The sequence below is a fragment of the Halorubrum sp. ARQ200 genome, assembly GCF_005435115.1.
In the GTDB taxonomy this organism is placed as follows: Archaea; Halobacteriota; Halobacteria; order Halobacteriales; family Haloferacaceae; genus Halorubrum; species Halorubrum tropicale.
This window is the reverse complement of the sequence record NZ_SGTZ01000001.1, coordinates 581,300-594,011: the sequence shown is the minus strand read 5'-3', so window position 1 is coordinate 594,011 and position 12,712 is coordinate 581,300. Positions and strand designations below refer to the sequence as shown.

The window sequence follows — 12,712 nt, the reverse complement described above, 5'->3', positions numbered from 1 at the left end:
ATTCGCGGAACCGACCCCACATACGTCGGCCCCGCGGAAATTCGCGGAACCGACCCGTTTATCCGACCGCCTTCCGTGGCGCCACACGCATGAGCGGCACCTCGCCGGAGCCCGACCGACGGATCGACCGGAACCTGTTCGTCACCGTCTCCGGCCCGCCGGGCTGCGGGGCCACGACCCTCGTCGAGGGCATCGCCGAGTCGCTCGACTGCGGCTACGTCTCCGGGGGCGAACTGTTCCGCGAGGTCGCCGCCGAACGGGAGATGAGCCTCTCCCAGCTCATCGCCGAGACCGGCGAGTCCGAGGAGATCGACCGCGCGCTCGACCGCCGGCTCCGCCGGATCGCCGAGAAGTGGGGGACCGCGAACAAGGCGTTCGTGCTGGAGTCGCGGCTCGCGGGCTGGATCGCCGGCAACCGCGCCGACATCCGGATCTGGCTCGACGCGCCCGACGAGGTCCGCGCGGACCGCACGGCCGACCGCGAGGAGATGACCTCTGAGATGCAGGTGCGCGAGGTCATCGAGGAGCAGCGCTACAAGTCCTACTACGACATCGACCTGAACGACCGGTCCATCTACGACCTGGTCATCAACACGGGGCGATGGGACGCCGAGGCCACGCTAGACCTGGCGCTCACCGGGATCGAACGCTACGACGTCGACGCCGACGAGGGCGCGTTCGACACGCCCGACTTCGAGATCTGATCGGCCGTCCGCGGCGGCGTCGTCCCGCCTACAGGCCTTCGACGCGGCGGAGCGCGCGCCGGATCTCGCCGGGCGTCGCGTACGGCCCGCCGCTCACCCGGTGGTCCGGGAGGAACACGGGGACGGGGTTGTCGTTCAGCGCGCCCCTCACGGTCGCCACGTCGTCGGCGTCGTCGGGGTCGAACCCGGCGAGCCGGGCGAGGCGGCTCACCGAAACCTCCTCACCGTACGGGACGTTGCGGAGCGCCTCCAGCGCCTCGCGCTGGTCGGTCGGGACCGTGAGACCGAGCGCCACCTCGGTGAACTCGTCGCGCTCGCCGCCGAGGTACGCGCCGATCCGGTCGAGGAGGTCGTGGTCGCCGTCGGCGTCTCCCGGCGGTTCGGCGGGGAACGACACCGAGATGACGCGACCGCCGGCGAACCCGACCTGAACGGTCCGGCCGATCTGGTCGAACTCCCGGGCGAAGACGCCCGAGGTGCCCGCCATGCTCATACCCTTCACTGGTCGGGTCGATTACTTAAAACATCCCCCCGTCTGACCGAGTCGTCCCCTCGCCCGGAGGCTAATCGGGTCGGCCGGGCCCCCGCAAGCCTTATGAACAGATACGTACATTAGTGTATAGTAATGGACGATCCAGACGAGCTGGCGCCGGCGGTCAGGTCGATCCTGTCCGCCGCACGGGAGCGCGCGGACGCGGCGGCGAGGGCGGGCGACACCGCCTCGGTCTCGCCCCGCGACCTCGCGGCCGCGTTCGAGCGGGCCGAGGCCGACGGGCGCGTCCCGGTGATCGCCGAGGTGAAGCCGACGAGCCCGACGACCGAGGGCAGCCGCGAGGACGACCCCGTCGCGCTCGCCGAGGGGATGGTCGCCGGCGGGGCGGCCGCGCTGAGCGTGCTCACCGAGCCGGAGCACTTCGGCGGGAGCGTCGACACGCTCCGGCGGGTCCGCGAGGCCGTCGACGTGCCGGTGCTGCGCAAGGACTTCGTCGTCGAGGAGGCGCAGCTTGACGCCGTCGAGAGCGACGTGGTCCTCCTGATCGCCCGGTTCGTCGGCGACGACCTCCCCGACCTGCTCGCCGCCGCCCGCGACCGCGGCTTCCAGGTGCTCGTCGAGGTCCACGACCGCGACGAGCTGGAGCGCGCGCTCGATGCGGGCGCGACGACGGTCGGCGTGAACAACCGCGACCTCGCCGAGCTGGTCGTCGACCTCGGAACCTTCGAGTCCGTGGCGCCCCACGTCCCGGACGAGGTGACGCTGATCGCCGAGAGCGGGATCGAGGGCCCGACCGACGCGCGCCGGATGCGGGCGGCGGGCGCCGACGCCCTGCTCGTCGGCAGCGCGATCATGGACGGCGACGTGGAAGCGAACACGCGCGAACTGACGCGGGCGGAGGCGGACGAGGACGCGGACCCGACACCCCGCGACGCGACCGACACCACGGAGACACCCACATGAGCGAAACCGAATCATCGACGAGCGAGGTTGGAGAGCTTTCGCGACGCCCCGGCCGCGAGCGCGGCCGCGACGACGGGAAGTTCGGCCGCTACGGCGGTCAGTACGTCCCGGAGGCGTTGATGCCGGCGATAGAGGAGCTGGCCGACGCCTACGAGCGCTACGTGCTGAACAACGAGGACGGGTTCATGGATGAGTTCCGCGAGCGCCTCGCGGACTTCGGCGGGCGCCCGACCCCGCTCCAGCGGGCCGGCCGGCTCTCGGAGCGCTACGACACCGAGGTGTACCTCAAGCGCGAGGACCTGCTCCACGGCGGCGCCCACAAGCTGAACAACGCGCTCGGGCAGGTGCTGCTCGCGAAGTACATGGGCAAAGAGCGCATCATCGCGGAGACCGGCGCCGGCCAGCACGGCACCGCGACCGCGATGGCGGCGGCGCACCTCGACATGCCCTGTACGATCTACATGGGCGAGCGCGACATCAACCGCCAGCGTCCCAACGTGTTCCGGATGAAGCTCAACGGCTCGGAGGTCAAGCCCGTCACCACCGGGCGCGGCACGCTGAAGGAGGCCATCTCCGAGACGATGCGCGACTGGGCGGCGACCGTCGAGGACACCCACTACGTGATCGGCTCCATCGTCGGCCCGCATCCCTTCCCGGTGATGGTCCGCGACTTCCAGGCGGTCATCTCCGAGGAGGCCCGCCGGCAGACGATCGAGAAGACCGGCGGGCTCCCCACCGACGTGGTCGCCTGCGCGGGCGGCGGCTCGAACACGATGGGGACGTTCGCCGACTTCGTCGACGACGAGTCGGTCGCGCTCCACGCCGTGGAGGCCGGCGGCTCCACGCTCGAAGTCGACGAGGAGGCGGGCGTCGCGCCCAACTCCGCGTCGCTGTACGCCGGCGAGGAGGGCGTCCTCCACGGTGCGCGGACGAAACTGCTTCAGGACTCCGACGGGCAGATCATGGAGAGCCACTCCGTCTCCTCCGGGCTCGACTACGCCGGCGTCGGGCCGGAGCTCGCGTACCTCGTCGACCAGGGCCGCGTCGACCCGGTCGCCGTCGACGACGACGCCGCCTTGGAGGGGTTCCACCGGCTCTCGAACACGGAGGGGATCATTCCCGCGTTAGAGACCGCCCACGCGTTCGGCTACTTGGAGGAGCACCACGAGGAACTGGGCGAGCGCGTCGTCGTCAACGTCTCCGGCCGCGGCGACAAGGACCTCGACGCCGCCATCGAGGAGACCGACCAGCGCGACGTGCCCAACGCGCCGGACATGTCGATGTTCACGGGGGGAATCTGAATGGCGGAGACGGGCAACTCCGACGAGATCGCCGCGGCGTTCGCGGACGGTCCCGCCTACGTCCCGTACCTCGTCGTCGGCGACCCCGACTACGAGTCGTCGAAGGCGTACGTCCAGGCGCTCGACCGGGGCGGCGCCGACGTGATCGAGCTCGGCCTCCCCTTCTCCGAGCCGATCGCCGAGGGGTCGACGATCCAGGAGGCGCTCGTCCGCGCGCTCGACGCGGGGATGACGCCCGAGCGCTTCTTCGCGTTCGCGGAGGATCTCGACGTCGACGCCGCCCCGGTGTGTATGACGTACTACAACCTCATCTACCAGTACGGCGACGAGACCGGCCCTCGGCCGTTCGTCGAGCGGGCGGCGGCCGCGGGGATCGAGGGGCTCGTCGTCCCGGACCTCCCGGCCGAGGAGGCGGACCCGCTGCGCGAGGCGTGCGACGAGTTCGGGCTCGACCTCGTCTTCATCGTCGCGCCGACGACGCGCGGCGACCGGCTGGACCGCATGATGGAGAACGTCTCCGGCTACGTCTACGTCCAGGCGCGGCTGGGGACGACCGGCGCCCGCGACGACGTCTCCGACCAGACGACCGAGAGCCTCGACCGGCTCCGCGAGTACGACGTGCCGAAGGCGGTCGGGTTCGGCATCTCGACGGGCGAGCACGCGGAGCGCATCGTCGCGGGCGGCGCCGACGGGATCATCGTCGGCTCGGCGCTCGTCGACGTGGTCGCCGAGGGCGTCGCCGAGGACCTGTCGACCGACGAGGTCGCCGACCGGCTGGAGGCGCTCTCCCGCGAGCTGACCGAGGGCGCCGAGCGCGGGTACCGCTCGCGGACGACGGCGGCCGAGTCCGCCTGACCAGAACCGGACCAATACCTCCCCGAACGAAACCGACTTACCTCCGATTGCCACACTCTCACACAACATTCGCCTCACAATGACAGCAGGACTCTCGGCACGACTCGACCGCATCTCCACGAACGACCGATACCTCATCGTCCCGATGGACCACGGGATCACGATGGGCGCCGTCCAGGGGCTCGTCGACATCGAGTCGACGATCGACGGCGTCACGAGCGGCGGCGCGGACGCCGTCCTCACGCAGCGGGGCATCGCGCCCCGCGTCCACGAAAACAAGAACGACGCCGGCTACATCGTCCACCTCAACGGGTCGACGACGATCGGGCCGGACGAGAGCGACAAGCGCGTCACCGGCACCGCGGAGGACGCGGTCCGCGCGGGCGCCGACGCCGTCTCCTTTCACATCAACGTCGGCTCCGACCACGAGCCGGACCAGATCGAGGGGCTCGCGGAGCTGACCGCCGACGCCGAGCGGCTCGGGCTCCCCGTCCTCGCGATGGCGTACGCGCGCGGTCCCGGCGTCGACGAGAGCGATCCGGAGGCGCTCGGCCACGCCGTCCGGCTCGCCGAGGAACTGGGCGCCGACGTGGTGAAGACCGGCTACTCCGGCGACGGCGACTCCTTCGAGCGCGTCACGGAGTCGACCCGCCTCCCGGTGGTCATCGCCGGCGGCTCGAAGGGGACCGACCGCGAGACCGTCGAGATGGTCCGCGGCGCGATGGACGGCGAGGCGGCGGGCGTCTCGATGGGGCGGTCGATATTCCAGCACGACGACCCCGAGGGGATCGCCCGCGCGGTCTCCGCGGTGGTCCACGACGACGCGGGCGTCGAGGAGGCGCTGCGGGCGGGCGGGTTCGTCGAGGCCTGAGGTCCGCCCCCGCGGTCGCGGGGCCGCGGTCGGGCGCACGCGACTGCTCATTTCGCAGTTTTCAAGCCGGCGCGCCGTGAGGTGTCGGTAATGACACGCACGGTCTGGGTCAAAGCCGACGGCGCGGTCGGCGACTGGGAGGCGCGCAAGCGACGGGTCACGGCCGCCATCGAGGCCGGGGCGGACTGGGTCCTCGTCGACGAGGGCGACGTCGGGCGCGTCCGGGAGCTGGGCGACGTGAACGTCGCGGCGTTCCGGTCGGACGCCGACGTGATCGACGACGCCGAGAGCGACGCGGAAGCGGACGCGTACTTCGTCGGGAAGGGCGGCGAGGGCGACGGGACGATCGACATGCCCGACGACCTCTCCGGGTCGGCCGACCTGACCACGCTGCGCCGCCGCGACGATCGCGCGCAGGGGGCGTACGTCCGCGTCCTCGGCACGGAGTACGAGGCGTTCGCCGAGGCCGCGGCCGACGACGCCGACTACACCGTGGTCGTCGGCGAGGACTGGTCGATCATCCCCTTGGAGAACCTCATCGCCCGCGTCGGCGAGGAGACCCACCTCGTCGCGGGCGCGACGACCGCCGCGGAGGCCCGGACCGCCTTCGAGACCCTGGAGATCGGCGCCGACGGCGTCCTCCTCGATTCCGACTCCCCCGACGAGATCCGCGGCGCGGTCGAGGCCCGCGACGCGGCCGACCGCGAGACGCTCGACCTCCGACACGCCGAGGTGACAGAGATCGAACAGACCGGGATGGCGGACCGCGTCTGTATCGACACCGGGTCGCTGATGGACGACAGCGAGGGGATGTTGGTCGGCTCGATGTCGCGAGGGCTGTTCTTCGTCCACGCGGAGACCGCGGAGTCGCCGTACGTCGAGTCGCGCCCGTTCCGCGTGAACGCGGGCGCGGTCCACGCGTACGTCCGCGACCCCGAGGGCGGCACCAACTACCTCGCGGAACTGTCGAGCGGCGACGAGGTCCAGGTTGTCGACACCGACGGGCACACCCGCGAGGCGGTGGTCGGTCGGGTGAAGATCGAGAAGCGCCCGATGTTCCGGATCCAGGCGGAGATCGAGACCGACGACGGTACCGATCGTATCGAGACGCTCATCCAGAACGCCGAGACCGTGAAGATAGCCACGAGCGAGGGCCGGAAGGCGGTCACCGAGGTCGAGCCCGGCGACGAGGCGCTCGTCTTCTACGAGGACGTGGCGCGCCACTTCGGCGAGGCCGTCGAGGAGAGCATCATCGAGAAGTAGCCGTCGAGTCCCGCGGCCGGAATCGTATCGACCACAAATCATTTTCCGTCGACATGTGATCTTACTTCATGGCAGTTGCTAACGAGGGGAACCGTCGCGTCGCCGAACAGGGGTTCATCGATCGGGTTCAACACCTCGCGGACGCCGCGAACCCGGCGTTCGCGGCCGGGAGCCTCCTCGTGCCGCTGGCCTTCTTCGCCGCGAGCCTCGCGCTGGGAAGCACCGAACTGCTCTTCTACACGCACGTCGCGGCCGGCGCGGTGTGGTTCGGGTTCGCGCTGATCTTCCCCGCGGTCATCGGCCCGACGCTCGGCGGCCTCGACGAGGCGGCCGCGACCGCGGTGAACAGGACGCTGATCCCGAAGGCGGTGTTCTTCCTCGTCGGCTTCTCGCTGACGACGGTGCTGTCGGGGACGGTCCTGCTGACGCCCGACATCGGGCTCGGGTACGGCTTCGGCGGGACGTGGTCGGGGCTCGCGCTCGGCCTGGGCTGGGGGCTGTTCGCGTTCGGGCTGGCGGTCCCCCACCGGCTCCACCTCAGCGCGTACTACGAGACTGTCTCGCCCGACCCGGACGCCGACCGACTGGAATCGATCGAGAAGAAGAACCTCGTCGTCGGGCTGTTCGAGGGCGCGATGATGCTCGCGCTGATCGTCCTGATGACCGGCTTCCGACTCGGATAGCGGGAGCGCCGCGCGGCAGACGCGCCCGCAGTCGGGCGCGCTGAGACGCGGCCGAACCGTTATCTCGTCGTGAGGCGTCGCTCCGGGCATGGCCTCGACACCCCGATCGTCCCTCCGCGCTCGGTTCGGCGTCGCGCTCCTGGCCGGCCTCCCCGGCGTCGCCGCGCTCGTGTGGTACGTCTACCGCACGACCCCGCCGGCCGCCGTCCCGCCGGGGCTGTCCCGCCCGCTCCTCGCCGTCCTCACCGGAGTCAACCCGCTCCTGCTGCTCGTCGTCGCGTGTCTGGTCGGTGCCTACGCGGCCCCGCGGGCCCGCCTGCGCTCGCACCTCCTCGACCGCGCGGGCGGCGACGCCGAGGCGCTCGGACGGGTCCGCGGCGAGGCCGGACTCGCCGCCGCGGTCGGCGTCGCCGGGAGCCTGGTCGTGATCGCGCTCGACGTCGCGCTGGCGCCGCTCGTCGCGCGCGACCTGCCGGGGTCGGCGATCGGCGCGGGGCGGCCGACGGTCGTCGACGTGCTCGCGTACGCGCCGGTCCGGTTCCTCTACGGCGGGGTCACGGAGGAGCTGCTGCTCCGGTTCGGGCTCATGTCCGCGCTCGCGCTCGGCGGCTGGGTCCTCGCCGGCCGCCGCGGCGACGCGCCCGGACCGGGGGTCGCGTGGGCCGCGATCGGGGTCTCGGCGGTGCTGTTCGGCGTCGGCCACCTCCCGGCGCTGGCGCAGGCGGTGGGGCTGACGCCGGCGCTGATCGCGCGGACAGTCTTGTTGAACGCGGTCGCCGGGGTCGCGTTCGGGTGGCTCTACTGGCGGCGCAGCCTCGAGGCGGCGATGGTCGCGCACGCGGCGTTCCACGTGCCGCTCGTGGCGCTGTCGCTGGTCCAGGTGCTCTCGTAAAAACGGGGACGGACGACCTGTCTTCCGGTTCAGATCCCGTACAGCTCGCCGTACTTCTCGTCGACGTAGTCGAGGAAGGCGTCGGCCGAGAAGTCCTCGCCGGTCGCGCGCTTCACGAGCTCGTTCGTCTCGTAGCGGGAGCCGTGTCGGTGGACGTTCTCGCCGAGCCAGTCGTGGAGGTCCCCGAACTCGCCGTCGGCGATCTTGGCGTCGAGGTCGTCGATGTCCGCCTCGGCGGCCTCGAAGAGCTGGGCGGCCATCACGGAGCCGAGCGAGTAGGTGGGGAAGTAGCCGAAGTTGCCGTGGCTCCAGTGGATGTCCTGGAGGCAGCCCTCGCTGTCGGTGTCGGGGCGGATGCCGAGGTACTCCTCGTACTTGTCGTTCCAGACCTCGGGCACGTCCTCGACGTCGAGGTCGCCGCGGATCAGGTCGCGCTCGATCTCGAACCGGATCACGATGTGGAGGTGGTAGGTGAGCTCATCGGCCTCGACGCGGATGAGGTTGTCCTCGTACACCTGGTTGAACGCCTCGTACGCGTCCCGAACGCTGGCCTCCTCGGTCTGCGGGAAGTGCTCCTGGAAGACGGGGAGGAACTCCTGCCAGAACGCCTCGCTGCGCCCGACGTGGTTCTCCCAGAGGCGCGACTGCGACTCGTGGACCGAGAGGTCGCGCGACTCGCCAAGCGGCGTGCCGAAGTGCTCCTGGGGGAGTCCGAGGTTGTACTGCGCGTGGCCGAACTCGTGGATCGTCGATCCGACCGCGCCGAGCGGGTCCTCCTCGTCGAACCGGGTCGTCACGCGGCAGTCGAACTGATTGCCGGCGGTGAACGGGTGCGAGGAGACGTCGAGGCGGCCGCGGTCGAAGTCGTAGCCGACGAGCTCGAGCGCGTCGCGCGAGAGCGCCTCCTGCTCGTCCTCCGAGAAGGTCCCCTCGAAGGTGTCGACCGCGAGCTCCACGTCGGACGCGCGGATGTCCTCGATCATCGGGACGAGCGCCTCGCGGAGCTCCGTGAGGATCGACTCCGCGCGCTCCATCGAGAGGCACGGCTCGAACTCCTCGAAGAGGACCTCGTAGGGGTCGCGGTCGGGGTCGATGTGCTCGGCGTACTCGCGTTTCAGCTCGACGTGCTTCTCCAGGTACGGCGCGAACGTCTCGAAGTCGTCCTCGGCTTTCGCCTCCTCCCAGGCTTGGAGCGCCTCGGAGCCGGTCTCGGATATCTCCTCGACCAGTTCGACCGGGACGGCGTCGGCGCGCTCGTACTCGCGGCGGACCTCGCGGACGACCGCCGCCTGCTCGTCGGTGAGGTCGGCGTCGTCGAGCTCGTCGAGCAGCTCGCCCGTCTCGTCGTCGGTGACCATGTCGTGGTGGACGGAGGAGAGCGCCGAGAGCTGCTTCGAGCGCGCTGGCGTGCCGCCCTCGGGCATCATCACCTGCTGGTCCCAGCCGAGGACGCCGGAGGCGCTGCCGACCGCGTTCCACCGCTCGACGCGGTCGAGGAGGGCGTCGTAGGCGTCCGGTGCGTTCGCTGCGTCGTCTGGTGCGGCTTCCGTTGCCATGCGTCACGGATCGGGCGCGCACGTTAAGAAGGGACCGAACTCGGAACCCCTCGCTCGCCGCGCGGAGCCGCGGGAATTCACTCGTCGCCGCGGCGGGTCGCCGAGCGCGGGATATATGCCCGCCGCCGCGGTAGGGCGGGTAACGGATGTCCGACGATGACTTCATCGACCTGCGGTCCGACACCGTCACGGCGCCCTCGGAAGAGATGCGCGAGGCGGCCGCGACCGCCGAGGTCGGCGACGACGTGTACCGCGACGACCCGACGGTCAACGAGCTCGAACGGCGCGCGGCAGAGGCGGTCGGCACGGAGGCGGCGCTGTACGTCCCTTCCGGGACGATGGCGAACCAGATCGCGGTCCACGCGCACACGGAGCCGGGCCAGGAGCTCCTCCTGGAGCGCGAGTCGCACATCTACCGCTGGGAGCTGGCCGGCGCCGCCAAGCTCTCGGGCGTCCAGACGCGGACGATCGACGCCGGCGAGCGCTGCGTTCCGACCCCAGACGCGGTCTGCGAGGGGCTCGTCGACGAGGACCTCCACCGCCCCGGAACGGGGCTGCTCTCCTTAGAGAACACCCACAACTACCGCGGCGGGGTCGCCGTCCCGGTCGAGCGGATCGCCGACGCGGCCGAGGTCGCCCGCGAGGCCGACGTGCCGGTCCACCTCGACGGCGCGCGCGTGTTCAACGCCGCGGTCGCGCTCGGCGTCGACGCGAGCGAGGTCGTCGCCCCCGTCGACAGCGTCACCTTCTGCCTCTCGAAGGGGCTCGGCGCGCCGGTCGGATCGATCCTCGCCGGCGACGAGGCGTTCGTCGAGGACGCCCGCCGCGTCCGCAAGCTGTTCGGCGGCGGGATGCGCCAGGCGGGCATGATCGCCGCGCCCGCGCTCCGCGCGCTGGAGAACGTCGACCGCCTCGCCGAGGACCACGCCAACGCGGAGCGGCTCGCGGCCGGGCTGGACGCGCTCGACGGCGTCGACGCGCCCGCGCCCGACACCAACATCGTCGTCGCGAACACGGAGGCGCCCGGGATCCCGGCCGAGTCGCTCTACGCGGCCTGTAAGGAGGCCGGCGTCGGCTGCGTCGAGTTCGACGACTACGCGACGCGGTTCACCACGCACCTCGACGTCGACGAGGCGGACGTGGACGAAGCGATCGACCGGATCGCGGCCGTCGTCGACGAGCTACGGGCGTAACGGGCCGCCGGCTCCGCCGACGCGGGTGGACGGCCCGTTCGGAGCCCGCACGGAAACGTTCAATTCGGCGGGCGACCTACGGCGGACCATGGACGCACGAGCAGCCGCCCCGCGAACCCGAGCCGGTCGAACCGTGGTGGACGGCGCCCGCCCCTGAGGTCGTCGGCGTGGACATCAGCGGCCGCCACGAGGAGGGCGGCGAGTACCTGATGGTCGCGGCCGCGGTCCACGCGCGGATCGACTCCTCGCGGATCCGGTCGGTCGAGGGGATGGGCTTCGCCGCGGCGCGCGAGGGCCCGACGCTGGAGGCGACCGTCGCGCTCGCCGCGGAGGCGGTCGGCGACCTCCCGACGCCGCCGGAGGGACCGGTCGTGGCCGAGGGCGGCGAGTTCTACGAGGAGCCGGCGGCCCGCGTCGGGCTGAGCTTCCAGCCCGAGTTTAAATACGTCGAGAGCATAGGCGAGCGCGAGACAGTGCAGGCAGCACACCACGCCGCGTACGCCGCGCGCGAACTCCTGTTATGAGCGGGAGCGCCGGGAACGCGGACGGCGAGGCCGAGGCGCCGACCGGGAGCCGCCGCGCGATCGTCGCCAAGCGCGTCGACTCGGGCGAGGCCGACCTCGCGGAGATATCGCAGCTCGCGGCCGCCGCGGGGTACGAGGTGGCAGGCGAGCTCACCCAGACGCGCACCGAGGACGCCGCGTTCATGTTCGGCGAGGGGAAGGTCGCGGAGCTGCGCGACCTAGTCCGCCGGACCGACGCCGAGGCGGTCATCGTCGACAACGACGTGGGGCCGTACCAGACGTTCAACATCGGCGGGGTGCTCCCCGAGGGCGTCGAGGTCGTCGACCGGTTCACGCTCATCCTGGAGATATTCGGCCAGCGCGCCAACACTCGGAAGGCACAGCTCCAGGTCGAGCTCGCGGAGCTCCGCTACGAGCTGCCGCGCGCGGAGGCGAAGGCGAGCCTCGCGAAGCGCGACGAGCGGCCCGGGTTCATGGGGCTCGGCGAGTACGACGAGAGCGTCGAGCGCGACATCAAACGGCAGATATCGGAGATCCGCGACGAGCTCGAATCGATCGCGGAGAAGGAGGAGGCGCGCCGCGAGCAGCGCCGCGACTCCGGCTTCGAGCTGGTCGCGCTCGCCGGGTACACCAACGCCGGGAAGTCGACGCTGATGCGCCGGCTCGCCGACGAGCTGGCGGTCGACGAGAACGACGACCGACACCGCGACCTCGACACCACCGCCGAGTCGCAGGACATGCTGTTCACGACGCTCGGCACCACGACCCGCCGGGCCGAGATGGAGAAGCGCGACGTCCTCCTCACCGACACGGTCGGGTTCATCTCGGACCTGCCCCACTGGCTGGTCGAGTCCTTCGAGTCGACGCTCGACTCCGTCTACCGGGCCGACCTCGTGCTGCTCGTCGTCGACGCGAGCGAGCCGGTCGCGGAGATGCGCGAGAAGCTCGTCACGAGCCACGACACCCTCTACGAGCGCAACGAGGCGCCGGTCGTCACCGTGTTCAACAAGGTCGACCGGCTGGCGCCCGGCGAGCTGGCGGAGAAGCGCGCCGCGCTCTCGGGCGTGGCGCCGGACCCGATCGCCGTCTCGGCGAAGACGGGCGCTGGCGTCGCCGAGCTCCGGGACCGCGTAGAGGACGAACTGCCGGACTGGGAGCGCGAGCGACTCGTGCTCCCCGTCTCCGACGACGCGATGAGCCTCGTCTCGTGGGTCCACGACCACGGGTACGTCGCCGAGGAGACGTACGCGGGCGACCAGGTGACCGTCGACTTCGAGGCGAAGCCCTCGATCGTCGCCCGCGCCCGGGCGAAGGCGGCCGAGGTCTCGGCGCCGCCCGCCGAGGAGTCGGCCTGACCGCGACCGCCCGGCGGCGGTCGACGGCCAGCTGCGATCGGCTGTCGCTCGGCGAAGGC

The 12,712-nt window shown here is 71.3% G+C and carries 13 protein-coding genes; 11 read left to right on the top strand and 2 right to left on the bottom strand.

The window, feature by feature from the left end; genetic code table 11:
- Positions 1 to 89: 89 nt before the first annotated feature.
- The gene (gene cmk / locus EXE50_RS03100) at positions 90 to 704 is read left to right on the top strand and encodes a (d)CMP kinase (RefSeq protein WP_053771246.1); all 615 of its coding nucleotides are present in this window, start codon (positions 90 to 92) and stop codon (positions 702 to 704) included.
- A 28-nt stretch (positions 705 to 732) separates the two neighbouring features.
- Here cmk and EXE50_RS03095 read toward each other — a convergent pair whose 3' ends face one another.
- Positions 733 to 1,197 carry an MGMT family protein gene (locus EXE50_RS03095; protein ID WP_053771245.1) on the bottom strand — a complete coding sequence of 155 codons (465 nt, stop codon included), beginning with the start codon at positions 1,195 to 1,197 and terminating at the stop codon, positions 733 to 735.
- A gap of 132 nt (positions 1,198 to 1,329) precedes the next feature.
- Between EXE50_RS03095 and trpC the strand changes: the two genes are divergently transcribed.
- The 7 genes from trpC to EXE50_RS03060 all read left to right on the top strand — a co-directional run bounded on the left by trpC (position 1,330) and on the right by EXE50_RS03060 (position 8,025).
- Entirely contained in the window at positions 1,330 to 2,160 is an 831-nt protein-coding gene (gene trpC, locus EXE50_RS03090) for an indole-3-glycerol phosphate synthase (protein ID WP_137704336.1), read from the top strand.
- A complete protein-coding gene (gene trpB, locus EXE50_RS03085) occupies positions 2,157 to 3,461 on the top strand; it encodes a tryptophan synthase subunit beta (protein WP_053771243.1) in 1,305 nt (434 codons plus the stop codon). Before trpC ends, trpB begins: the two co-directional genes overlap by 4 nt.
- Complete coding sequence (gene trpA, locus EXE50_RS03080; protein WP_137704335.1) at positions 3,462 to 4,316, top strand: tryptophan synthase subunit alpha; 855 nt, start codon at positions 3,462 to 3,464, stop codon at positions 4,314 to 4,316. It begins immediately after the preceding gene.
- A 79-nt stretch (positions 4,317 to 4,395) separates the two neighbouring features.
- Complete coding sequence (locus tag EXE50_RS03075; protein ID WP_137704334.1) at positions 4,396 to 5,187, top strand: 2-amino-3,7-dideoxy-D-threo-hept-6-ulosonate synthase; 792 nt, start codon at positions 4,396 to 4,398, stop codon at positions 5,185 to 5,187.
- 90 nt (positions 5,188 to 5,277) lie between these two features.
- The gene (locus EXE50_RS03070; protein ID WP_053771240.1) at positions 5,278 to 6,450 is read left to right on the top strand and encodes a 3-dehydroquinate synthase II; all 1,173 of its coding nucleotides are present in this window, start codon (positions 5,278 to 5,280) and stop codon (positions 6,448 to 6,450) included.
- Positions 6,451 to 6,518: 68 nt separating this feature from the next.
- The gene (locus tag EXE50_RS03065; RefSeq protein WP_137704333.1) at positions 6,519 to 7,133 is read left to right on the top strand and encodes a hypothetical protein; all 615 of its coding nucleotides are present in this window, start codon (positions 6,519 to 6,521) and stop codon (positions 7,131 to 7,133) included.
- Between the two features lie 88 nt (positions 7,134 to 7,221).
- Positions 7,222 to 8,025 carry a CPBP family intramembrane glutamic endopeptidase gene (locus tag EXE50_RS03060; protein WP_137704332.1) on the top strand — a complete coding sequence of 268 codons (804 nt, stop codon included), beginning with the start codon at positions 7,222 to 7,224 and terminating at the stop codon, positions 8,023 to 8,025.
- 29 nt (positions 8,026 to 8,054) lie between these two features.
- On the opposite strand, the gene EXE50_RS03055 is transcribed toward EXE50_RS03060, so the two are convergent.
- Complete coding sequence (locus EXE50_RS03055; RefSeq protein ID WP_121599405.1) at positions 8,055 to 9,581, bottom strand: carboxypeptidase M32; 1,527 nt, start codon at positions 9,579 to 9,581, stop codon at positions 8,055 to 8,057.
- A 146-nt stretch (positions 9,582 to 9,727) separates the two neighbouring features.
- Here EXE50_RS03055 and EXE50_RS03050 point away from each other — a divergent pair, with 146 nt between their 5' ends.
- The 3 genes from EXE50_RS03050 (at position 9,728) to hflX (ending at position 12,653) form a co-directional block, all read left to right on the top strand.
- Entirely contained in the window at positions 9,728 to 10,774 is a 1,047-nt protein-coding gene (locus tag EXE50_RS03050) for a low specificity L-threonine aldolase (protein ID WP_053771236.1), read from the top strand.
- Positions 10,775 to 10,941: 167 nt separating this feature from the next.
- Positions 10,942 to 11,298, top strand: a complete 357-nt coding sequence (locus EXE50_RS03045; protein WP_077152264.1) for a DUF2209 family protein — start codon at positions 10,942 to 10,944, stop codon at positions 11,296 to 11,298.
- Positions 11,295 to 12,653: a GTPase HflX gene (hflX, locus tag EXE50_RS03040; protein ID WP_053771235.1), complete on the top strand. Its 1,359-nt coding sequence runs from the start codon at positions 11,295 to 11,297 to the stop codon at positions 12,651 to 12,653. Before EXE50_RS03045 ends, hflX begins: the two co-directional genes overlap by 4 nt.
- Positions 12,654 to 12,712 lie beyond the last annotated feature (59 nt).